Origin of the sequence: Amycolatopsis albispora, from assembly GCF_003312875.1 — a bacterium.
Lineage (GTDB): Bacteria > Actinomycetota > Actinomycetes > Mycobacteriales > Pseudonocardiaceae > Amycolatopsis > Amycolatopsis albispora.
Window position 1 is genome coordinate 8,030,671 of record NZ_CP015163.1, and the last position, 21,794, is coordinate 8,052,464.

17 protein-coding genes are annotated in these 21,794 nt (G+C 70.9%); 8 read left to right on the forward strand and 9 right to left on the reverse strand.

The genetic code is table 11. From position 1 onward, the window contains the following. Nucleotides 1–44: 44 nt before the first annotated feature. A complete protein-coding gene (locus tag A4R43_RS38055; RefSeq protein WP_113696524.1) occupies nt 45–557 on the forward strand; it encodes a toxin-antitoxin system HicB family antitoxin in 513 nt (170 codons plus the stop codon). Between the two features lie 51 nt (nt 558–608). Then, nucleotides 609–1,454, forward strand: a complete 846-nt coding sequence (locus A4R43_RS38060) for a DUF4097 family beta strand repeat-containing protein (protein WP_113696525.1) — start codon at nt 609–611, stop codon at nt 1,452–1,454. A 3-nt stretch (nt 1,455–1,457) separates the two neighbouring features. Here the strand turns inward: A4R43_RS38060 and A4R43_RS38065 are convergent, their stop codons facing one another. Beyond that, entirely contained in the window at nt 1,458–2,492 is a 1,035-nt protein-coding gene (locus A4R43_RS38065; RefSeq protein ID WP_236808511.1) for a Glu/Leu/Phe/Val dehydrogenase dimerization domain-containing protein, read from the reverse strand. Between the two features lie 112 nt (nt 2,493–2,604). On the opposite strand from A4R43_RS38065, the gene A4R43_RS38070 reads away from it, so the two are divergent. Next, on the forward strand, nt 2,605–3,066 hold the full coding sequence (locus tag A4R43_RS38070) for an Lrp/AsnC family transcriptional regulator (RefSeq protein WP_113698157.1): 462 nt from the start codon (nt 2,605–2,607) through the stop codon (nt 3,064–3,066). Nucleotides 3,067–3,074: 8 nt separating this feature from the next. On the opposite strand, the gene A4R43_RS38075 is transcribed toward A4R43_RS38070, so the two are convergent. Next, nucleotides 3,075–4,382 (reverse strand): NAD(P)/FAD-dependent oxidoreductase, encoded by a 1,308-nt coding sequence (locus A4R43_RS38075; protein WP_113696527.1) that lies wholly within the window; start codon nt 4,380–4,382, stop codon nt 3,075–3,077. Between the two features lie 63 nt (nt 4,383–4,445). Continuing rightward, on the reverse strand, nt 4,446–5,183 hold the full coding sequence (gene cobF, locus A4R43_RS38080) for a precorrin-6A synthase (deacetylating) (protein ID WP_113696528.1): 738 nt from the start codon (nt 5,181–5,183) through the stop codon (nt 4,446–4,448). Between the two features lie 31 nt (nt 5,184–5,214). On the opposite strand from cobF, the gene recD2 reads away from it, so the two are divergent. After that, a complete protein-coding gene (recD2, locus tag A4R43_RS38085) occupies nt 5,215–7,419 on the forward strand; it encodes an SF1B family DNA helicase RecD2 (RefSeq protein WP_113696529.1) in 2,205 nt (734 codons plus the stop codon). A gap of 225 nt (nt 7,420–7,644) precedes the next feature. On the opposite strand, the gene A4R43_RS38090 is transcribed toward recD2, so the two are convergent. Continuing rightward, complete coding sequence (locus tag A4R43_RS38090) at nt 7,645–10,101, reverse strand: BTAD domain-containing putative transcriptional regulator (protein ID WP_162788740.1); 2,457 nt, start codon at nt 10,099–10,101, stop codon at nt 7,645–7,647. Nucleotides 10,102–10,615: 514 nt separating this feature from the next. Between A4R43_RS38090 and A4R43_RS38095 the strand changes: the two genes are divergently transcribed. Beyond that, nucleotides 10,616–13,387: a helix-turn-helix transcriptional regulator gene (locus tag A4R43_RS38095; protein WP_113698158.1), complete on the forward strand. Its 2,772-nt coding sequence runs from the start codon at nt 10,616–10,618 to the stop codon at nt 13,385–13,387. A gap of 215 nt (nt 13,388–13,602) precedes the next feature. On the opposite strand, the gene A4R43_RS38100 is transcribed toward A4R43_RS38095, so the two are convergent. The 5 genes from A4R43_RS38100 to A4R43_RS38120 are packed head-to-tail and all read right to left on the reverse strand — an operon-like array spanning nt 13,603 to nt 18,680. Beyond that, nucleotides 13,603–14,802 carry a cytochrome P450 gene (locus A4R43_RS38100; protein ID WP_113696531.1) on the reverse strand — a complete coding sequence of 400 codons (1,200 nt, stop codon included), beginning with the start codon at nt 14,800–14,802 and terminating at the stop codon, nt 13,603–13,605. Beyond that, nucleotides 14,799–15,602: a 2-oxo acid dehydrogenase subunit E2 gene (locus A4R43_RS38105; protein WP_113696532.1), complete on the reverse strand. Its 804-nt coding sequence runs from the start codon at nt 15,600–15,602 to the stop codon at nt 14,799–14,801. The genes A4R43_RS38100 and A4R43_RS38105 overlap by 4 nt, the downstream gene beginning before the upstream one ends. Then, nucleotides 15,599–15,823, reverse strand: a complete 225-nt coding sequence (locus tag A4R43_RS38110) for an acyl carrier protein (RefSeq protein WP_113696533.1) — start codon at nt 15,821–15,823, stop codon at nt 15,599–15,601. The genes A4R43_RS38105 and A4R43_RS38110 overlap by 4 nt, the downstream gene beginning before the upstream one ends. After that, nucleotides 15,820–17,649, reverse strand: coding sequence for an HAD-IIIC family phosphatase (locus A4R43_RS38115; RefSeq protein ID WP_113696534.1), 1,830 nt, complete (start codon nt 17,647–17,649; stop codon nt 15,820–15,822). The genes A4R43_RS38110 and A4R43_RS38115 overlap by 4 nt, the downstream gene beginning before the upstream one ends. Then, on the reverse strand, nt 17,649–18,680 hold the full coding sequence (locus tag A4R43_RS38120; protein WP_113696535.1) for a 3-oxoacyl-ACP synthase III family protein: 1,032 nt from the start codon (nt 18,678–18,680) through the stop codon (nt 17,649–17,651). Before A4R43_RS38120 ends, A4R43_RS38115 begins: the two co-directional genes overlap by 1 nt. A gap of 156 nt (nt 18,681–18,836) precedes the next feature. On the opposite strand from A4R43_RS38120, the gene A4R43_RS38125 reads away from it, so the two are divergent. From A4R43_RS38125 to A4R43_RS38135, 3 genes are all read left to right on the forward strand, one after another. Next, nucleotides 18,837–19,502 (forward strand): response regulator transcription factor, encoded by a 666-nt coding sequence (locus A4R43_RS38125; protein ID WP_113698159.1) that lies wholly within the window; start codon nt 18,837–18,839, stop codon nt 19,500–19,502. After that, entirely contained in the window at nt 19,495–20,844 is a 1,350-nt protein-coding gene (locus tag A4R43_RS38130) for a sensor histidine kinase (RefSeq protein ID WP_205215154.1), read from the forward strand. The genes A4R43_RS38125 and A4R43_RS38130 overlap by 8 nt, the downstream gene beginning before the upstream one ends. Before the next feature lie 485 nt (nt 20,845–21,329). Further along, complete coding sequence (locus A4R43_RS38135) at nt 21,330–21,782, forward strand: hypothetical protein (RefSeq protein ID WP_113696537.1); 453 nt, start codon at nt 21,330–21,332, stop codon at nt 21,780–21,782. The last annotated feature ends 12 nt before the right edge of the window (nt 21,783–21,794 follow it).

The window sequence follows — 21,794 nt, forward strand, 5'->3', positions numbered from 1 at the left end:
GTGCCCAGGTTGCAATGGTGCCATGATGATGCCATCATAGTGCCATGGACTTGACGCCGTATGTCGACAACCTGCGTGCCGAGCTGGCGGTCGCCGCCGAGGCCGCGGGGGAGGACGCTCGCGCGCTCGCCGAGCGCCTGACCGGGCCGCTCGAGTCGGCGGTCCGGCTCACCCTGCTGGAGGCGCTGACCGCGGCCGCCGAGGAGATCACGCGCGATCTCGCGCCCGGTTCGGTGGATCTGCGGCTGCGCGGGCGCAACACGCCCAACTTCGTGGTCACCGCACCCGTCACACCCTCGGCCGACGCGCCGGAGCCCGAAACGCACCCGGTCGCCGACGACGACGGGCCGTCGGCCCGCATCAATCTCCGGCTGCCGGAGAACCTCAAGCAGCGGATCGAAGAGGCGGCGGGCGCGGAGGGGCTGTCGATCAACGCCTGGCTGGTCCGGGCGGCCGCCGCCGCGCTCGCGCCCGGTGACCGCCGCGGCCGCGGGCGGCAGGCGCCGGGACAGTGGGACGGCCTCGGCGGCCAGCGCCTCACCGGCTGGGTCCGCTAGGGCACGCCCAAGCCCGCACACTCCACATCGGACACCTGTCAGGGGACGACCATGCCTGTTTTCACCACACCCGCTCCGATCACCGTGCGCCTCGACCTCCCGGTCGGCGACGCCAAGATCATCGCGAGCGACCGCACCGACACGGTGGTGGAGGTGCACCCTGGCAATCCGGCGAAGAAGCACGACGTCGAGGCCGCCGAGCGGACCACCGTCGACTTCAGCGGCAACCGGCTGGTGATCCGGGCCCCGTCGCCCAAGTCCTCGCTGTTCGGCCGGACCAGTTCGGTGCGGGTCACCGTGGAACTGCCGGCCGGCTCGACGGTCCAGGCCGACGCGCAGTGGACCACGTTCAGCACCGAGGGCACGCTCGGCGCCTGCCGCTTCACCACCGGCGGCGAGGTGCGGCTCGACCGGACCGGCACGCTGTGGCTGAACTCGAGCATCGGCGACGTGCTGGTCGAGCACGTGGACGGCGACGTCGACGTCACCGCGGGCTCGGGCGAGGTGCGCATCCAGGAGGCCACCGGTGGCGGGGTGATCCGGAACTCCTCCGGCAGCTGCTGGATCGGCCGGGCCGGCGGTGACGTGCGGCTGAACACGGCCAGCGGGCACATCACCGTCGACCGGGCGGAGGCCGGTGTCGAAGCCAGGACGGCGTTCGGCGAGATCCGGATCGGTGAGGTCTCCCGTGGCCGGGTCCAGCTGGAAACCTCGGCGGGCGAGATCGAGGTCGGCATCCGCGCGGGCGTCGCGGCCTGGCTGGAGGTGAGCACCGGGTTCGGCCAGGTGAGCAGCGAACTCGACGACGCCGCCGAGCCGCCGGGAGACCCGGCCGAAACCGTGGAGGTCCGCGCGCGCAGCGGCTTCGGGAACATCCGGATCACCCGCGCCCGCTGACCGTCAGGCCTTGGTGCGCGTGTCCGCCAGTGCGATGGCCTCGGCCAGCGGGGTGGTGCCGTTGGCGCGGGCACGGGTCAGGAGCAGGTCGGTGGTGGCCTCGATGCCGTGCACCTCGGCCGTGGCGCGCTCGTGCGACAGGCCGCGGATTTCCCTGGCCAGCGTGTAGATGATGCCCCCGGCGCTCGCCACGAAGTCCGGGATCCAGGTGAAGCCCTGGCTGTCGAGGCGGTGTGCCACCGAGTCCTCGGTCAGCTGGTTGTTCGCGGGCCCGACCACCAGCGGCGCGGTGAGCAGGCTGATCACCGAAGGCGCCAGCACGCCGCCGACCGCGGCGGGCACGAAGATGTCGGCCTGCTCGGCGGGCGCGTCGTCCGGGTGGACCCAGCCGTAGCCGAGGTCCAGTGCCCGCGCGCGTTTTGCATCGTCCACATCGGACACCGTGACCGCCGCGCCGTCGGCGGCCAGTGCCTCCGCGAGCGCGCTGCCCACCGCGCCGAACCCGCTGATCACCACCTTTCGCCCGGCCACCGAGGCGCTGCCGAACACGTGCCGCGCGCCCGCCCGCAGCGCCGCCAGCACACCGACCGCGGTCGGCCCGCTCGACGAGCCGGCCCCGCCGTGCGTGGCGGGCAGGCAGAAGACCTGCGGTGCGTGCCGCCGGAGGATGAGCATGTCGTCCGGTCCGGTGCCGACGTCCGGACCCGGGATGTACGACCCGCCCAGCGAACCGATCAGTTCGCCTAGGTCCTCCAGCGCCGCGAGCCGCAGCTCCGGTGAGGTCGTGGCGGGCAGTCCGACCACGCTCTTGCCGCCGCCGAACGGCACCCCGGCGACCGCGCACTTCAGCGTCATCGCCTTCGCCAGCCGCAGCGCGTCGGTCAGGCCGTCGCGCCAGTCCGGGTAGTGCCGCAGGCGGCAGCCGCCGATGGCGGGGCCGAGTGCCCGCGAATGCGCGGCCACCGTGATCGGCAGGCCCGAGCGCGGCCCGCGCCGGAGCACGACCTCCTCGTGCTCCCAAACTCCTGTGTTCGACAAAACGCCCTCCTGCTTCCAAACTGAACAACCAGGCAGCGCCGAAGCTAGCCAGTAGCCCAGTCCCGGGGCATGATCACCGAACGATATTCGGCACGGGAGGAAACCAGCCATGCTGGACGAACTTGATTCGGCGATCGTCCGGCATCTGCAGGAGGATGCACGGCAGTCGAACCGCGACATCGCGCGCAAGATCGGCATCGCGCCGTCGACCTGCCTGGAGCGCACGCGACTGCTGCGTGAACGCGGGGTGATCCGCGGGTATCACGCGGACATCGACCTGCCCGCGCTCAACCGCGGTGTGCAAGCGCTGGTCACCGCGCAGGTGCGGCCGCTGAGCCGGACGGTGATCGACGCCTTCTGGCAGTCCGTGGCGAAACTGCCCGAGGTGCTGTCGGTTTTTGTCACCGCGGGCAGCGACGACTTCCTGCTGCACGTGTCCGCCCAGGACATCGAGCACCTGCACTCGTTCCTGGTGGACCGGCTCGCGAAGCGACGCGAGATCGTCAGCTTCCGCACGTCCATCGTCTTCCAGCACCACGTGAAGAACGTGCTGGCGCCGCTGCCCGAAGGCTGACCCCGGAACTACCGCCTGAGCCGCGGCAGCTCCGGCGAATCGGTGTCCAGCGGCACGGTGCCCGAGCGGACCAGGCCCAGCTGCACGGTCTGCCGCTTCCCCATCGCCTCCAGCGCCCAGTCGACCGCGGTGCGCACGCGGTTGCCCGGCATCGCCATCAGGTGGTACCCGCGGGTGACCACCTTGGCCGGGAAGCCGGAAAGCGGGATGTGCAACGGATTCGCCGCCGCCTGCCACTCGCCGAGGTCGACCACGAAGCCGAGGTCGCGGTGGCGGTACTTCTTCAGCGGCTGGCCCTTCAGCGCCGCCGCCACGTTGCGCCCGGCGAGCTTGCCCTGCCGCTGCGCGTGCTGCGCGGTCATCGTGGTGATCTCGCCGGGGCGGGTGAGGTCCGGCACGGCCGCCGCGTCACCGCAGGCGAACACGTCCGGATGGCCGGGCACGTTCAGGCAGGCGTCGGTGACCAGCCTGCCCTTCTCGGTGTCCAGCCCCAGTCCGGAAACCAGCGGGTCCGGCCGGACGCCGACGCACCACACCAGCGTGCGCGACGGCACGAATTCGCCGTTGGTGAGCTTGACCCCGTCGCGCTGGGCCTCTTCGATCGAGGTCTCCATGAGCACCTCGACCCCGCGCTCGCGCAGCACCCGGTCGGCCGCGCGAGAGAGCCGTTTGTCCAGCTCAGGCAGCACCTTCGGGGCCAGGTCGAGCAGCAGCCACCGGATCGGCTGGTCCGCCAGCTCCGGGTGCCGCGAGGCGAGCGCCTTGGTGAACGCGGGCCCCTGCGCGGCCACCTCGGTGCCGGTGTACCCGGCGCCGACCACCACGAAGGTGCAGCGCTGCGCGCGTTCCACCGGGTCGTCGCTGGCCGCCGCCAGCTCGATCTGCCGGGTGACGTGGTCACGCAGGTACAGCGCCTCCGGCACGCCGCGGAAACCGTGCGCGTGCTCGGTGACGCCGGGGATCGGCAGCAGCTTGTTCACGCTGCCCGCGGCCAGGATCAGCTTGTCGAAGCCGAGCTTGTGCTCTTCGTCCTCGGGATCGAGGTAGGTCAGTTCGTGTGCTTCGAGGTTCGCGTCCGTCACCTCGCCCAGCACCAGCCGGACACCACGCAGCGTGCCCGGCAGCGACACCGACACACGCCGCGGGTCGATCACACCGGCCGCGACCTCGGGCAGCAGCGGCAGGTACAGGAAGTAGTCGGTGGGGTTGACCAGGACGATCTCGTGCTCCGCCGGGGTCAGCTCCTTGGCCAGTGCCTTCGCGGCGTGGTACCCGGCGAACCCGCCGCCGACGACGACCACCCGTTTCCGTGCCATTCCGCCTGCCTCCTGGAGATTGGGTCCGTCCGATTCGCGTACCCGGCAGGAGTGCTGCGGAAACTAGGGACGCGACCGCAGCAGGTAGGTGTCCATGATCCAGCCCTTTTCGGCCCTCGCCTCGGCCCGGCGGCGCTCGATCTCCGGGCCGATCTCGGCCAGCGGGCCGGAAAGCAGGATCTCGTCGGGGGTGCCGAGGTAGGCGCCCCAGAAGATCTCCAGGTCCTCGCCGTAGTACCGCTGGAAGGTGCAGTTCGCGTCGAGCAGGACGACCGCGTCGCCCGGCCGGTCCTCGGCGAGCCGGCGTCCGGTGGTGAACTGCACGGGCTCGCCGATCCGGTTCAGCGGGATCCGGTGCCGCGCGGCGAGCGTGGACACACTGCTGACGCCGGGGATCACCGAGTAGTCGAGGTCCAGCTCCCGCGAAACGGCTTCGACCAGGGTGATCGTGCTGTCGTAGAGCGCCGGGTCGCCCCACACCAGGAAGGCGCCGTGGCCGTCGTCGGGGAGTTCGTCGCGGATCAGCCGGGCGTACAGCGTCACCCGCAGCCGGTGCCATTCGGCGACGGCGGCGCGGTAGTCCTCCGGCTGCCGGTCGCGTGGCGGGTCCTGGGCGTGCACCACCCGGTGGTCGCGGCCGTACTTCGCCAGGATGCCCTCACGCAAGGCCACCAGGTCCCGTTTGGCCTCGCCCTTGTCCAGCACGAAGAACACCCGCGCGCGCTCGATCTCGCGGATCGCCTGCACGGTCAGCTGATCGGGGTCGCCGGCCCCGATCCCGATCACCGATATCTTCCTCACCGCCGGAAGTCTGCCTTAGTAGGGTCCGGGCATGACCGAGCCGTTCCGCCACGCCACGCTCGAGGCGACGCTGGAGCGGATCACCTTCGCCAACGAGGAGACCGGCTACACCGTGGCGAAGGTGGACACCGGGCGCGGCGGCGACCTGGTCACCGTGGTCGGCGCGCTGCTCGGCGCGCAGCCCGGTGAGGCGCTGCGGATGCGCGGGCGCTGGGGCTCGCACCCGCAGTACGGGCGCCAGTTCCACGTCGAGGACTACCGGACCGTGCTGCCCGCGACCGTCCAGGGCATCCGCCGCTACCTCGGGTCCGGGCTGATCAAGGGCATCGGGCCGAAGCTGGCGGACAAGATCGTCGAGCACTTCGGGGTGGACTCGCTCGAGGTGATCGAGCACAGCCCGGAGCGCCTGATCGAGGTGCCGAAGCTCGGGCCGAAGCGCACCAAGCTGATCGCCGACGCCTGGGAGGAGCAGAAGGCGATCAAGGAGGTGATGGTCTTCCTGCAGGGCGTCGGCGTGTCCACCTCGCTGGCCGTGCGGATCTACAAGCAGTACCACGACCGCGCGATCGACGTGGTGCGCACCGAGCCGTACCGGCTGGCCACCGACGTGTGGGGGATCGGCTTCAAGACCGCCGACACCATCGCGAAGGCGGTCGGCATCCCGCACGACAGTCCACAGCGGATCAAGGCGGGCCTGCAGTTCACCCTGTCCGAGGCCACCGGCAGCGGGCACTGCTTCCTGCCGGACACCGAGCTGATCGCCGAGGCGATCAAGATCCTCCAGGTGGACACCGGGCTGGTCATCGACTGCCTGGCGGAGCTGGTCGAGGAAGAGGGCGTGGTCCGCGAGGAACTGCCCGATGGGGACGACCGGGTTTCCGCGATCTACCTGGTGCCGTTCCACCGGGCCGAGCTGTCGCTGGCCGGGCAGCTGATGCGCCTGCTGCGCACCAGCGCCGACCGGCTGCCCGCGTTCGCCGGGGTGGACTGGGGCAAGGCGCTGGCCTGGCTGCACCGGCAGACCCAGGCCGAACTCGCGCCGGCGCAGGAGGAGGCGGTCAAGCTCGCGCTGACCGAGAAGGTCGCCGTGCTGACCGGCGGGCCGGGCTGCGGCAAGAGCTTCACCGTGCGCTCGATCGTCACGCTCGCCGCGGCCAAGCGCGCGAAGGTGCTGCTGGCCGCGCCCACCGGCCGTGCCGCGAAGCGCCTCACCGAGCTGACCGGGCACGAGGCCGCGACCGTGCACCGGCTGCTCGAACTCAAGCCGGGCGGGGACGCCGCCTACGACAAGGATCGGCCGCTCGACGCGGACCTGGTGGTGGTCGACGAGGCGTCCATGCTCGACGTGCTGCTGGCGAACAAGCTGCTCAAGGCCATTCCGCCGGGTGCGCACGTGCTGCTCGTCGGGGACGTCGACCAGCTGCCGTCGGTCGGGGCCGGTGAGGTGCTGCGCGACCTGCTGGCGCCCGGCACGCCCGTGCCGCACGTCCGGCTGACGCAGATCTTCCGGCAGGCGGGTGAATCGGGTGTGGTCACCAACGCGCACCGGATCAACGGCGGTGATTTCCCGATCACCAAGGGCCTGGCCGACTTCTTCCACTTCGACGTGGACGACCCGGAGGAGGCGGCGAAGCTGACCGTGGACGTGGTGGCCCGCCGCATTCCGAAGAAGTTCGGCCTGAACCCGCGGCGCGACGTCCAGGTGCTGGCGCCGATGCACCGCGGCCCGGCGGGCGCGGGTGCGCTGAACTCGCTGCTGCAGGAGGCGGTCACCCCGCCGAAGGAGGGCGTGCCGGAGCGGCGGTTCGGTGGCCGGATCTTCCGCGTCGGCGACAAGGTCACGCAGACCAGGAACAACTACGACAAGGGCGCGAACGGGGTTTTCAACGGCACGCAGGGCGTGGTGGTCGCGATGGACCTCGACGAGCAGACGCTGCTGGTGCGCACCGACGAGGACGAGGACGTCGAGTACGAGTTCGCCGAACTGGACGAGCTGATCCACGCCTACGCGGTGAGCATCCACCGCTCGCAGGGCAGCGAGTACCCGTGCGTGGTCATCCCGGTGACCACCAGCGCGTGGATGATGTTGCAGCGCAACCTGCTCTACACGGCGGTCACCCGGGCGAAGAAGCTGGTGGTGCTGGTCGGCTCGAAGAAGGCGATCGCGCAGGCGGTGCGCACGGTCGGCGCCGGGCGCCGCCACACCGCGCTGGCCCACCGCCTCCGCACGGCCTGAGCGCGGAAGCCGGGTCGCCCCGCGCGGGAGCCTCGCTCCGGGGTGCTGGACACGAATGTGGCTTTCGAATAGACACCGCGCGCAGCCCCGTTGAGGGCGGCGGTGGGCGACGGGCGGGCGGATGTCGCCCCGAAAGCCACATTCGTGTTCGCCCCGGCGACACATAAGCCACATTCGTGTCCGGGGGCGGCGGCACGGAGGCCACTGGTTCCTGAGCGCGCGCCACTACGAGCAGGACGAAGCCTCTTCGGTGGCGGGTGCCGCCCAGGCGCCGGCCTTGGCCTGTTTTTCGGCGAGCACCCGCCGCGGCAGTTGCGAGCGGGCCACCTCACGCAGCAGCGGGCTCCGGAACGAGTACTCGACCTGGACGGCGGCGGCCAGCCGACGGTGCACCCGCAGCAAATCCCGTCGTGCCAGGGCTTCCAGCGGCTCCACCACGTCACCCACGTCGGCATCGGCCAGCACGGCGACCGCCTCTGGGGCGAACGGATCGTCGAGCACCGCCGCGTCCCGCAGCACCGCCTTCTCGGGCGGCGGCAGCGCGTCGAGCTGCGCGGCCAGCATCGCGTGCACGGCCGGCGGCACGGCCGGGGCCGCGCACACCGCCCAGCGCGTCGCCGCGGCCGGCCAAGCGGGTGCCGGCGCGGCCCGCCGCAGCACCCTGGCGTACTCGGTGGCGAACCGCGGATTGCCGCCGAGCCGGGGCGCCAGCCGCTCGTACTGCCTGCCCGGCTGCCCGGTCAGCGCGCCGAGCAGCCGCGCGGTGGCCCCGTCGGACAGCGGCTCCAGCGTCATCGTGGTGGTGTCGCGGTGGGCGGGCGCCCGCTGCCCCGCGGTGACCACCAGCAGCGGCAGCCGCTGCGCGAGGTCCTCGACGAACCGGTGCACCGGCTCGCCCGCGAGGTGCAGGTCGTCCAGCAGGACCACCAGCGGCGCGGTGGTGGCGGCGGCTTCGAGCAGCGCGCGGCAGGCGGGCATCGACTCCGCGAGCGCCGCGTTGCCCGGCTCCCACACCAGCGGGCGCAGGTGCGCGGCCACCCACGACGCCTGGTTCCCGGTGCCGAGCAGCAACTGGACCGTCTCGGCGAGCCGCGCGGCCACGGTGCCGAACGAGCTGCCCGCTTCGATGCCCGCACACGACCGCACCAGTTCCGCGAGCACCTCCAGCGGTTCCCCGCCGCGGGCCCGGACCACGCGCACCGGCTCCCGCAGTTCCCGCACCGAACGGCCGAACTCCGCCAGCAGCCTGCTCTTGCCGATCCCCGGCTCGCCGAGGAGCGCGACCAGGTGCGCGCGCCGCCACCGGCGTACCTCGTCGAGCAGCCCGTGCAGCCTGCCGAGTTCGCGGTCGCGGCCGATCAGCTGGCCCGTGCCCGGCTCGCCCGACGCCGTCACCGGCCCGTCCACGCGGGCGGCCGCACCGGTGGTGGTGAACTCGAAGGCGTGCCCGGTGGCTTCCCTGGTGGCCGCGCAGACCCGCACCTCACCGGCGGCCGTGTGCGCGAGCAGGCGCAGCCCGGTTTCCAGCAGGCCGCCGGAAACCTCGGGCGCGCGCTGCCCGGACAGCGACACCAGCGCGTCGCCGGTGGTGACCGTGGCGTGCGCCCGCTGGAGCCGGTCGCGCAGCGCGAGCGCGGTCCGGACCGCGTTGACCGCGTCCTGCTCACCGGTGCGCGGCACGCCGAACAGCACCAGCCAGGTCGAGCCGATCGAAGCGCGGACGCTGCCGCCGAACCGCCGCGCTTCGGCGTGCACAGCTTCGCTCTGCTCGTCGTGCAACTCACCGAGGTCCTCGGGATCCTCGGTGGCGGGGTCCGGTTCGGCCCGCACGAGCACCGCGCTGATCCGCTTCCGTTCCAGCGTCACGCTCGGGCGCCCGGCGAACTCCAGCCGCGCGACGTTGCTCGGTGCGGGTGCGGTTCCGGCCGATGTGGACAGTGCCAGCGACGGATCGTGGTTGAGAATGGCGCGTTCCAGTGCCTGGAGGTCACGGCTGGGGTCGAGGCCGAGGCTGTCCACCAGCGCGGTGCGCGTGCGCCGGTACGCGGTCAGCGCGTCGGCCTGCCTGCCGCACCGGTAGAGCGCGAGCATCAGCTGCCCGGCGAGCCGTTCCCGCAGCGGCTCGGCCTCGGCGACGGCTTCGAGTTCCCCGATCACCTCGTGGTGCCGTCCACCGGCCAGCTCCGCCTCCATGCAGTCCTCGATCGCGGCGAGCTTGGCGTTCTGCACGGTGAGCAGTTCGGGCCAGCGGACCCCGGATTCGACCAGGTCGGCCAGCGCCGGGCCGCGCCACAGCGCCAGCGCCTCGCGCAGGGTGGCGGCGGCGGTGTCGAACGACCGCGCGGTCAGCTCGGCGCGGCCGCGCTCGACCAGCTCGTGGAAGCGGAACAGGTCGACCTGACGGGGGTCGAGCCGCAGCAGGTAGCCGGGTGCCCTGGTGAGCAGGTCGGGTGCGCCGGGACCCGCCGCGGCGAACACCCCGCGCAGGTCCGCGATCGCGTTGTGCAGGATCTTGCGCGCGGTCTGCGGGGCGTCGCCAGCCCACACCGCGTGGAGCAGCCTGCTGGTCGCCACCACGTTGTTCGCGTGCAGCAGCAGAAAACCGAGCGTCGCGCGCCGATTGTGCCCGCTGATGCCGATCGGATCGTGCCCGGAGAATATCTCCAGTGGGCCAAGCAGCATGAATCGCATGACCGTTCGCCCTCGGTCGATAATTTTCGTATTCCGGCCTGCCAGCAGCGCCCGATCGGGGCGGACTTTCTCAGAAAGCTTACCGAACGGCCAAGTTGATGTGAAGGGGCTGAGCGGGCGATTAATCCGCTTGGTCAATTATTTACTTAGAAAAACCTGATAACCAACCGGTTACGGTCCGCGGGTTGGGATAGCGCCGCTCGCTGGCCGTGTCGCGCGCTAATGGGCGGCGGTCCCGGTGCTGATCGGCGGCGGTTCCGGTACGGAAAATAATCGAACGTGCACCGAGAATGACTCCGCTGTTCGGCTTAGTCCGGCCTAGTGCAGATTCATCAGGCAAGCGTCCTGTGCTGGGTCGATGTGCGCCGAATTTCCGGCCAATGGGTCGGTTTCGCGGACTTTCCTACGAAAGTTGCTAGTTTGTTCAACGGTGCAACGACGCGCTGCTGTCAGCAGGACAAAAGCAGCACCGTTGTGCGGTGCCGAGCGATCCGGGGGGATGGCGATGGAACTGGTGGAACGGGAAGAGCAGGTGCGGGTACTCGGCCTGCTGCTCAACGAAACACTGGTCAGGAAAGGTCAGGTCGTGTTGCTCGACGGCCCGGCGGCGAGCGGGAAAACGGAACTGCTGCGGGTGTTCGCCGAACAGGCGCAGAAATCGGGGGTGCTATTCCTGAGCGCGCTGTGCTCGCGGTCCGAGCGCGAGCTGCCGTTCGGGGTGCTCAGCCAGCTGGTGCACAGCGCGGTGCTGCCTGCCGACCTGCAGGCGCGGCTGGTGCGCCTGGTCGACGAAGGGGTGGCCGAGGCGCTCGCCGCCCGGTCGCGGTCCGAACCGCCCGAGCTGGGCCAGGTGTTCCACGGCCTTTCCCTCGCCCTGCTGGAACTCGCCGCGCTCGACCCGCTGCTGATCGGCGTGGACGACTTGCGGCACGTGGACGCGTTGTCCCTGCAGTGCCTGCTGTACCTGGTGCGGCGGCTGCGCTCGGCGCGGATCCTGGCCGTGTTGACCGACGACACCGACCCGGTGCCGTCACAGCGGCCGTACGGCGCCGAACTGCTGCGCCAGCCCCACTTCCGGCGGATCAGGGTGGCGCCGTTGTCCGAGCGGGGCGTGGTGCGGCTGCTCGAGCAACGCGCCGACTTGCCCGCCGAACTGGCGCCGGAGTTCCACGCCGCCACCGGCGGCAACCCGCTGCTGCTGGCGTCGCTGGCCGAGGACCACCGCGAGCTGGGCACCGCGCGGCCGGAGGGGTACGGGCTGGCCGTGCTGAGCTGCCTGCACCGCGGCGACCCCGTCCGGACGCGGGTGGCCCGCGCGGTCGCCGTGCTCGGCGGGGACGGGTCACCGGCGACGCTGGCCGAGCTGGCCGGGGCCGACCCGGACGTGGTGCGGCAGAGCTGCGCCGCGCTGACCGCGGCCGGACTGCTCGACACCGGCGTGTTCCGGCACCCGGTCGCCAGGCAGGCGGTGCTCGACGACCTGCCGCCGGACGAGCGGATCGAGCTGCACCGGCGGGCCGCGCGCCTGCTGCAGGAGGTGGGTGCCTCGGCGATGACGGTGGCGCATCACCTGATCGAGGCGGGTGACGTGCAACCGCCGTGGGCGGTCACCGTGTTGCTGGAGGCGGCCGAACAGGCGCTGCTGTCCGACCGGATGGAGCTCGCCGCCGACTCGCTGCGGCTGGCCCACCGCGCCAGCCTCGGCGACGAGGACCGCGCGGCCATCCGGGCGCGGCTGGCCTACGCCGAATGGCAGGTGAACCCGGCCGCCGCGGCCGAGCACCTGGCCCCGCTGGCCGCGGCCATGCGTGCCGACCAGCTCGACCGGCGCGACTGCATCGTGCTGATCCGGCAGCTGCTCTGGCACGGCCGTGCCGACGAGGCGATGGACCTGCTCGACCGGCTGCGGGCTTCGGTGCGCGAACAGCACACCGAGGCCGCCGCCGAACTGCGGCACACCGAGCTGTGGCTGACCAGCGTGCACCCGCCGCTGGCCAGCCGCCGCCCGCCCGCGCAGGGCGGCTCGCCACCCGCGCTGGTCACGCCCAGAGCCGATCCCGGACTGCAGTCCACCGCGATGCTGGCCGACGTGCTCGCGCGCGGGCGCAGCCACGAAGCGGTCGAACGCGCCGAGGGCGTGCTGCGGGACATCGACCTGAACCGCAGCACGTCGTGGGCCGAGGAATCGGCGATGCTGGCGTTGCTGGTGCTGATCACCGCCGGGCAGGCGAAGAGCGCGGCCGACTGGTGCGACCGGCTGCTCGGCGCGGCCGAGCACCGGCGGGCCCCGGTCTGGCGGGCGATGTTCGCCAGCGCCCGCGCCACCATCGCGGTCCGCCAGGGCGAACTGGCCGCGGCCGCCGAGCACGCCGAGCTCGCGCTGACCCAGATGGCCCGCAAGTCGTGGGGTGTGGCGATCGGCTTGCCGCTGGGCAGCCTGATCCTGGCGAAAACCCGGATGGGGCGGTTCGAGGAGGCCGCACAGCTGGTCACCTACACCGTGCCGGAGGCGATGTTCCAGAGCCGGTACGGGCTGCCGTACCTGTACGCGCGCGGCAACTACTACCTCGCGACGAACCACCACCACGCCGCGCTGGCGGATTTCCTGTCCTGCGGGGAGCTGACGCAGAGGTGGCGCCTGGAACTCGCCGGGCTGGTGCCGTGGCGGACTTCGGCCGCGGAAGCGTGGTTGCGACTGGGCAATTTGGAGCAGGCGCGGTTGCTCGTGCACGACCAGCTGGCGCAACCGGGCACCGACGGCTTCCGTACGCGCGGTGCGTCCCTGCGGTTGCTCGCGGCGTTGAGCCCGTCGCCGCGTCGCCTGCCACTGCTCACCGAAGCACTGGAACTGTTCGAATCGGCCGGTGACTGCTACGAACAGGCGCGCGTGCTGGTCGATCTGAGCCGAGTGCACTACGAGGCCGACGACAAGCGGCGCGCACGGAAGGTGTTCCGCCGGGCTTGGCACCTGGCGAAGGTGTGCGACGCGCAGCCGTTGTGCGCGGAGCTGCTGTCCGCGAGCAGCGATCTGTCCACAGGGGCCAGTGCCGGGGAGGACACCGCCGGCATCACCTCACTGACCAGTTCGGAACGCCGGGTCGCCGCGCTGGCGGTAATCGGTTACACCAACCGGGAGATCGCCGGGAAGCTGCACATCACCGCGAGCACGGTGGAACAGCACCTGACCCGCGTGTACCGCAAGCTCAACGTGAAACGCCGCAACGACCTGCCGCTGGACCTGCGGGCCGAGCCGGCACCGCGGATTCGCCTGGCATAACAAGGGTTATGGCCCGCCGCGTGGCGAAGAAGAGTTAAGAAAGCCCCCGGCGCTCGAGGGGGAGGTGGCGCCGGGGGCTCAAGGGTCGGCCGAGGGGGGTGGCCGACTGGTCCAGCGTACCGCGTGGTCTGGCTCCGTGGGGGGCGAAGGCCGGAATTCTCGATTCTCCCGGCCAAGTTCACCCGATACGCCCGGCTCCGGTTCGCCCTTCCCGGCTACCAGGCCACCGGCAGTGCGTGCAGTCCGTACACCGCGCCCTGCCGCTTGTAGGGCAGGTCCTCCACCGGCGCGGCCAGCCGCAACGTGGGAATTCGCGAGACCAGTTCGCGGAACAGGATTTCCAGCTCCAGCCGGGCCAGGTTCTGCCCGACGCACTGGTGCACCCCGTAACCGAAGGCGATGTGATGGCGGGCACCCCGCCGGATGTCGAACACCTCAGGACTGGGGAAAACCCCAGGATCCCAGTCGGCGGCACCGAGCAGCGCGATGATGCCTTCGCCCGCCTTGATCGTTGTTCCACCCACCTCGATGTCCTCGGTGGCGATGCGCGCGGGCACGATGTCGCCGATGCTCAGGTAACGCAGCATTTCCTCCACCGCGGAGCCGACCAGTGCGGGATCGGCGCGCAACGCGGCCAGCTGGTCGGGGTTTTCCAGCAGTGCCAGCGTGCCGAGGGAAATCATGTTCGCCGTGGTTTCGTGCCCGGCGTTGAGCAGCAGCAGGATGGTGGCCAGCAGGTTCTCCCTGGTGACATCGCCGGTTTCCAGGTGGTTGTGCACCAGGCTGCTGACCAGATCGTCGTCCGGCGTGTGCTGCTTCTGCGTGATGAGGTCGCCGAGGAACGCCCTGATCTCGGTCATCGCCGTGGCCACCTCCTCCGGCGTGCTGTCGAAGGAGAGCAGGACGCCGGTTTTGTCCTGGAAGAACTCGTGGTCGGCGTACGGCACGCCGAGCGTGCGGCAGATCACCAGCGACGGCACCGGAAGCGCCAGGTGCGTGACCAAGTCGGCGGGCTGGTCCTGGGCCAGCAGGTGGTCGAGCTGCTCGTCGACGATCCGCTCGATCGCCGGGCGCAGCACCTTCATCCGCCGCACGGTGAACTCCGGGATGAGCATCCGGCGGTACAGCGTGTGCTCCGGCGGGTCCTGCCGCATGAACGGCGGTTTGTGCCCCTGCTTGACGATGTCCTTCTGGATCGGGATCAGCGGCGGGAACCCCGGCTTGGTGATGTCCGCGCTGACCGTGGGGTGGGCCAGTACCGCGCGGGCGTCGGCGTACCTGGTGAGCAGCCAGGCCGGGGTGCCGTCGGGCAGCTGCGCGCGGCTGACCGGCTCGGTTTCCCGCAGCTTGGCGTATTCGGACGGCGGGTCGAACGGGCACCTGCGCGCCATCGGGAACTCGGGGTCCTGCGTCATCTCGACTCCTGGGTGGTCGCCCTCGCGGTGGGGGTGAGGGGGTGGGCGTCGGTGAATCCCTCCAAGCTCTCCTTGAGCTCGGCGAGCACGTCGGCGGCTTCGGCGCCGTCGATCACGCGGTGGTCGAAGGCCAGGCTCAACCGCATGACCGGGGCCGCGGTCACCACCCCACCGCGCACCACGGGCCGGTCGGTGATCCGGCCGAGGCCGAGGGTGACGGTGGTGCCGCCGACCGAGTGGAACCCGTCCACCGGCCGGTGGCCCAGCGAGGTGACCGCGAAGGTGCCGAACCGGGCCGCGCGCACTTCGAGCGGGCGCACCGCCAGTGCGAACAGCACCCGCCCCAGCCACGGTGGCAGGCGGTGCAGCTTGCGGGCGCCTTCGAACTCCGGCATGGTCTCGGCATCGCCATCGCGGAAGTGGTCCACTCCGGACTGGATCTCGGCGAGCCCGGCCTCGTGCACACCGGTGAGCACAGTGGACAGTACGATCCGCTGCCCGTTGATCCGCTTGTCCAGGGTGACCTTGGCGGCCACCCCGCCGAACCGCGCCACCTTCGCGAACAGGCCACCGCGGACCGCCGCGTTCGCTTCGGGATGCCTGGTGAGCACACGGGCGGCGGAGTGCACCACGTAGGTGAGCACGGAGATCCGCTCACCGGCCGCCTTCGCCCGTTCGCGGTGCTCGACCACCCGGCTCATGTCGATTTCGGTGTCCAGGAAAACCGGGGAGAAGCGCCGGATCTCACGCAGGAAGTAGAGCGTGTGCCGCCGCTCGCGGGCGATCGCCGGGAAGCTCATGCCGCGACCAGCGAGTACACGTCTTCGAGGCTGCCCGCTTCGAGCAGGTCCGGCAGCGAGACGGGCCTGCCGGTCTTCTTCTCGACCACGGTCAGCAGCCACAGCAGGTACACCGAATCCCACCCCGGCAGCTCGTCCAGGCTGCGTGCGGCGTCGGAGGTGGTGACCGCCAGGCCCAGTTCGTCGCGGACCAGCGTGACCAGATCGTCCACTGTGTTCACTGGAGTGCTCCTCCGAAGTCGAGTTCTACGTGTGGTGGGACGGCGACGATCTCGCCGAGGTCGTGCCGGAATTCACCCGGTTCGGGCAAGGCGGTGAACCCGTAGCGGGGATAGAAGTCGGCGACCTTGCCGTTCTTCGCGGTGGGCCGGTAACTGCCGAACACCTCGGTGATGCCGTTTTCCCGGGCGTGGTGCAGCAGGGCGGAAAGGCAGGCCCGCTCGATTCCGCGCGAGAACACCCGGCAGCTGAGCACAAAATTGTCCAGGTGGAGTGAATTGCCCCCACGCCGGGCAAAAACGACGCCCACCAGCCCGTTTTCCCCGAAGCGGTCACCCGACCGGATGGCGAGCACGTGCCACGCGGGATCGCCCGCCAGTTCGCGGACCTCGGGCAGCTGCAACCGCCGGGTGGTCAGGTTGAACTGGTTGGTGCGCAGGGTCAGCTGGGAAACCCGCGGGAGTTCCGCCTCGGTGGCCGGGGCGAAGCGGACTCGCACGCCCAGCTCGGCCAGGTACTGCTCGATCGAGTCGAAGCTGTCCAGGAAGTCCTTTCTGGACAGCTCCTCGCGGTACTTGTCCACGCGTGCCCGGTCTTCGACGGTCAGTTCGCGCACGTCGAACCAGCCGTCGGCGAGCAGGGTCCCCACGTGCAGCGCCGGGTCCCCGGTCACCGGCAGCACCGCCACACCGGGCAGCTGGTCGCGCACCAGGCCGCATTCCAGCGTGCTGTCGTCGACGAAGGCGAACGCATCCACGCCGAGATTGAGGTCGGCCGCCAGCTGCCGGAGGTTGTCGTGCTTGGGCTGCCAGTTCGCGATGATCCGGACGAAGTCGTTCTCGCCCAGCGTCATTGCCGGGTTCTCGGTGAGCGCGCGGCGCACCGGTTCGAGGTCGTTCTTGCTGACCACGGCGAGCAGCACGCCCTGTGATCCGATCTGCTTGACCACCCGTTGGAACGCGCGGAAGGCCTCACCGTGGTGACCCTCCGCGACCTCGATGCCGTCGTGCCCGTCCTCCCCGAGAATGCCACCCCACACCGTGCCGTCGAGGTCGAGCACCAGGCACTTCTTCGTGCGGCCCGCCGCGCCCCTGGCCAGGTGCCCGATCTCGCGGGCGTAGCGGGCGAGCAGTTCGGCCGAAAGGTGCATCTTCGCGTAGACGGCCAGTCGCGGGTCTTCGACCGGGATTCCTTCGGCCAGCAACGGTTCCAGGTCTATCACCAGCACACCCGGGTGCTGTTCACCGAAGCGCAGCAGCCGCGCGTTGGCTTCCCGCCACAGCGCACCGAGTTCGGCGCGCGAGCGGTGGTCGACCAGCTGCGCGGTGAAGCGGTGGGGCAGCGGCAGGGTGTTCAACACCAGGGTGCCCTTGCTGTTCGCCTCGAAGATCGACGCCAGTTTGTCCAGAATGGACAGTTTCTCGTCGAGGGCCGCGCGCACGTCGGCTGGTCGCCACGGCACCGGTACCTCGGCGAAGATGGCCTCGGCGTCGAGCACGCAGAGGGTGAGCTCGGCTCCGGCCCGGTAGATGGCACTGTCCGGATCGGACAGTTCGGTGAGGTAGCCACCGAAGTCGCCGACGGTCGGGCGCAGCCGCAGGCCGTGCCGGGCGACCTCGGCGGTCAGCGACGGGACCAGCGGGGAAAGCGTGCCGTGCCCGGTGATCGCGACTCGTATCACGGTCGCCTCGTCGTCGTTGACGTCGAGCTGCGCGAGCAGCCGCCCGGCGCGGGCCAGCTCCGCGGGCGCCAGGTCGGCGAGCAGGGCGGGCACGCGGTGGTAGGCACCGGCGAGTTGCCCTTCGCGGTAGGCGGTGAAGAAGTCCATCAGCTCTTCTCCACCGCGAAGCCGGACTTGATCCACTTGCTGGATTCGACCGCGATGCCCGCCACCCGGTCGCCCGGCGAAAGCCACGGCAGCACCTTCGCCAGCTGCACGAACGGCATCGCGTTGCCGATGTTGCCGGTGTCCGCCACACAGGTGACCTCGTGCGCGTCCGGCACACCGAGGTGCTCGACGATCCGCGCGGTCATCTTGCCCGACAGCTGGGGCGGCAGGAGGTAGTCGAGATCGGCGGCGGACCAGTCCAGCTCGCCGAGCACCTCGTCCAGCGCCTCGGCCGCCAGCGCGGGCACGGACTCCTCGATCGCCTTGTAGTCCTCGAGCACCGGCGCCCGGTCGTCGTCGCGGTCGGCCACGCCGAACCACTCCACCACCTGGCCGGGCGGACGGCCGAGCCCGACCAGCCGGACGAACACGTGCCGCAGTTCCACCGCCTCCGGTCCCGGTTCGCTGCTGAGCACGGCCGCCCCGGCGCCATCACCGAAAAGGATGAAATTCACCTGCTGCGCGGGCGGCAGTGCGGCGAAGTCGGTGTCGAAGTCGAGGTGCTTGACGCACACGTCACCGCCGAGCACGAGCGCGTTGCGGTGGCGGCCGGTGGACAGCAGCTGCCTGGCCAGGTCGAGCGCCTGCACCGCGCCGGTGCAGCCGGACTGGAGCTGGTAGGTGGGCACCTGGTCGATGCCGAGCCGGTCGGCGATCAGGTTCACCGTGGCCGGCATCAGCTGATCGGGAGTGGCACTGCCCATCACCACCAGGTCGATGTCACCGGGGGCCAGCCCGGCCCCGGTGAGCGCCTGGCGACCGGCCTCTTCGCCGAGGTCGGCCAGCGTCGCGTGCGGTTTTCCGGTTTCGGGGTCGATCGCGAGGTGGCGGGTGCGGGTGCCGATGAAGGTGTCCACCCACTGCCGCCACGCGCCGGTGGTGCCGAAGCGCGCGGCCAGCGCCGCGTTGTCCACCAGCGGCCCGGGAAAGGCCGTGCCCGCGGCCAGTACGTACGTTTGACGGGCGCCCATCGAGTTTCCTCCCTGCCGAGAATTCGCCTCATGCTCGGGCGGTGGGCTAAATCCTTTCTTTCGCGGTACTTACGCCGCCGAACTCAGGAACGTCTAATCAGGCTGTGCGATGGTGTTTTCGAGATGGCGTTTCCGGTGGTGCGAAAGGGCGGGACGATGCGGGTTCTGGTGGTCGAGGACGACGTCCGCCTCGCCGAAGTGCTGTCGTCGGGTCTCACGGCCGAGGGCTTCGACGTGGACGTGGTCCACGACGGGTTCGACGGCTACTGGCAGGCCCGCGAAGGCGCGCACGACGTGGTGGTGCTCGACGTGCTGCTGCCGTCGATCAGCGGTTACGCGGTGGCGAAGCGGCTGCGGGCCGAAGAGGTGTGGACGCCGGTGCTGATGCTCACCGCGAAGGACGGTGAATACGACGAGGCCGACGGCCTGGACGTGGGCGCCGACGATTACCTCCGCAAGCCGTTCTCGTTCGTGGTGCTGGTGGCGCGGCTGCGTGCGCTGGCCAGGCGCGGCGCGACCCCGCGCCCGCGGCTGCTCAGCCACGGCGGGCTTTCGCTCGACCCGGAGTCCGGCGAGTGCATGGTCAACGGCAAGCAGCTGACCCTGCAGCCGCGCGAGCGCGCATTGCTGGAGGCGCTGCTGCGCAACCGCAACCGGGTGATGTCGAAGGACCGGCTGCTCAACGCGGTGTGGGGGCTGGACTCGGCGGGGGACACGAACCTGGTCGAGGTGTACGTGTCCTACCTGCGCCGCAAGATCGGCGCGGCCCGCATCGAGACGATCCGCAGCCTCGGGTACCGCCTGGTGGACCCGGATGCCTAGGGTGCGGCCGCGCTCGCTGCGGTTGCGGCTGACCCTGGTGGTCACGCTGGCGGTCGGCCTGGCGCTGACCGTCGCCTCGTTCGTGCTGGTCAACAGCATGTCGAACACGTTGTTCGGGGACATGGCCGACGCGGCGGCGCGCCAGGTGGACAAGGTGGCCGACGCGGTCGAGCACGGGCAGCCGCTGCCGCCGGAGGACCCGTCGGCGGCGACGATGATCCGCGTCGAGGACCAGGACGGGAAGCTGGTCACCTCGGTGCCGCAGACCGGCGCGAAGGCGGCGGCCGACCGGCCGGTGCCCGCCGAACGCACCCGCGCGGCCGGTTCGGCGGGCGCCGAGCCGAAGCCGCCGGCCGAGGACTTCGAGATAGTGCCCGCGCGCACGGTGACCACCCCGCAGGGCGAGGTGCGCACGATCCGGGCGATCTCGCGGTCGGGGCAGATCACGCAGAGCATCGACCTGGTGGTGAACTCGCTGCTGGTGGCCGCGCCGGTGCTGACGATCTTTGTCGGCTGGCTGACCTGGTTCGCGGTGGACCGCGCCCTGCGCCCGATCGAGGCCGTGCGACGGCGCGCGGAGGCAATCAGTCACTCCACTTTGGACGAACGACTGCCGGAGCAGGACACCGGCGACGAGGTCGGCAGGCTGACGCGGACGCTGAACCGCATGCTGGACCGCATCGCTTCGGGCGCGCGGCGGCAACGCGAATTCGTTTCGGACGCTTCCCACGAACTGCGCACGCCGCTGGCGGCGATGCGGGCGGAGCTGGAGGTTTCGCTGGCGCACCGGGACAGCGCCGACTGGCGGAACGTGGCGACCCGGTTGCTGGACGACCACCGCCGCCTGGAGCGGCTCACCGGCGACCTGCTCACCCTGGCGCGGCTCGACGAGGCGGCGGTGTCCCGGCGGGCGGAACCCGTGCGGCTGGATGAGCTCGTGGCGGGGGAAACCAGCGCGGTGCGGCACGCGGAGGTGCGGGCTTCGCTGGTCCCGGTGCGCGTGACCGGCGTGGTGCCCGAACTGGTGCGGCTGGTGCGGAACCTGCTGGACAACGCCGACAAGCACGCGGCGGGGGTGGTCGCCGTTTCGCTGCGGGTGGACGGCGGTTCCGCGGTTTTTGCCGTGGAGGATGACGGCCCGGGCGTGCCACCGGATCAGCGGGAACGCGTCTTCGACCGGTTCCACCGCGTGGACGGCAGCCGAGACCGCGCCAGCGGCGGCGTCGGACTCGGTTTGGCGCTGGTCCGCCGAATCACCCGCAGCCACGGCGGGGAGGTCACCGCCACCGCTTCCCCCACTTTGGGCGGTGCCCGGTTCGAGGTCCGCCTCCCCCTGAACTGAGGCACACACCCCGATTCGCCCCTGGCCCGACGTCACGAATGTGGCTTTCGAGACATCTGGCGTCTCGAAAGCCACATTCGTGACGTCCGGCCGCGCGCGCCGGGCCGCACTCGAACCCGAGACGCTCGGCGGGCCGCCTCGGGCTGCCGCGCCCGCCGCGCAATGAATGTGGCTTTCATTGCGCCCGCCGCCCGCTGCCCGCTCAACGGAGTTGCGCGCTGTCCTGTCGCGCTATGAAAGCCACACATCCAGCGCACCCACCGCTCGTCGGCATCCGCCCCTCCCAGCAGCCTCGCCTCCTCTCCCCACCGGACACGAATGTGGCTTTCGGGGCGAAATCTGCCCCCAAAGTCACATTCGTGTCCGCCCCTAGCGATCGCGGCTGTTCCCGTCAATCCCGCCATTCAGCGTTTCCTCAGCGCGGCTAAGTCCGGTCCAAGCCGCGCTCGGCACAGTGGGGGCATCCGAGAGAGAAGGGGACGGCGATGTTCCGCCTGTCGATGCTGGTGACGGCCGCATGCCTGGCCGGGTTCCTCACCGCCTGCACCACCGAGGAGCAGGCGCCCCCACCGAACGTGTATCTCCAGTACGCCCAGTGCATGCGCGACCGAGGCGTCCAGGTGCCCGACCCCCGCCCCGGCGATCCGAGTGCGATGTACGAGGGCGTCGACACGGCGTCCCCCGCTTTCGAGAGTGCCGACCGCACCTGCGGCGCGATTCTCGCCAACGTGGTGCAGGAGCGGCAGAAGCAGGACCCCGAGCAGCTCAAGCACCAGCAGGAGGAACTGCTCGCGCTCGCCAAGTGCCTGCGCGAGCAGGGCATCGAGGTCCCGGACCCGGTACCGGGACAGGCCGGTGGTGCCTTCGGCCCCGGTCTCGACCGCAACGACCCCGCCACGGCCGAGGCGCTCAAAACCTGCGCCACCGCCGGGAAGTAGAGGACAACAGCC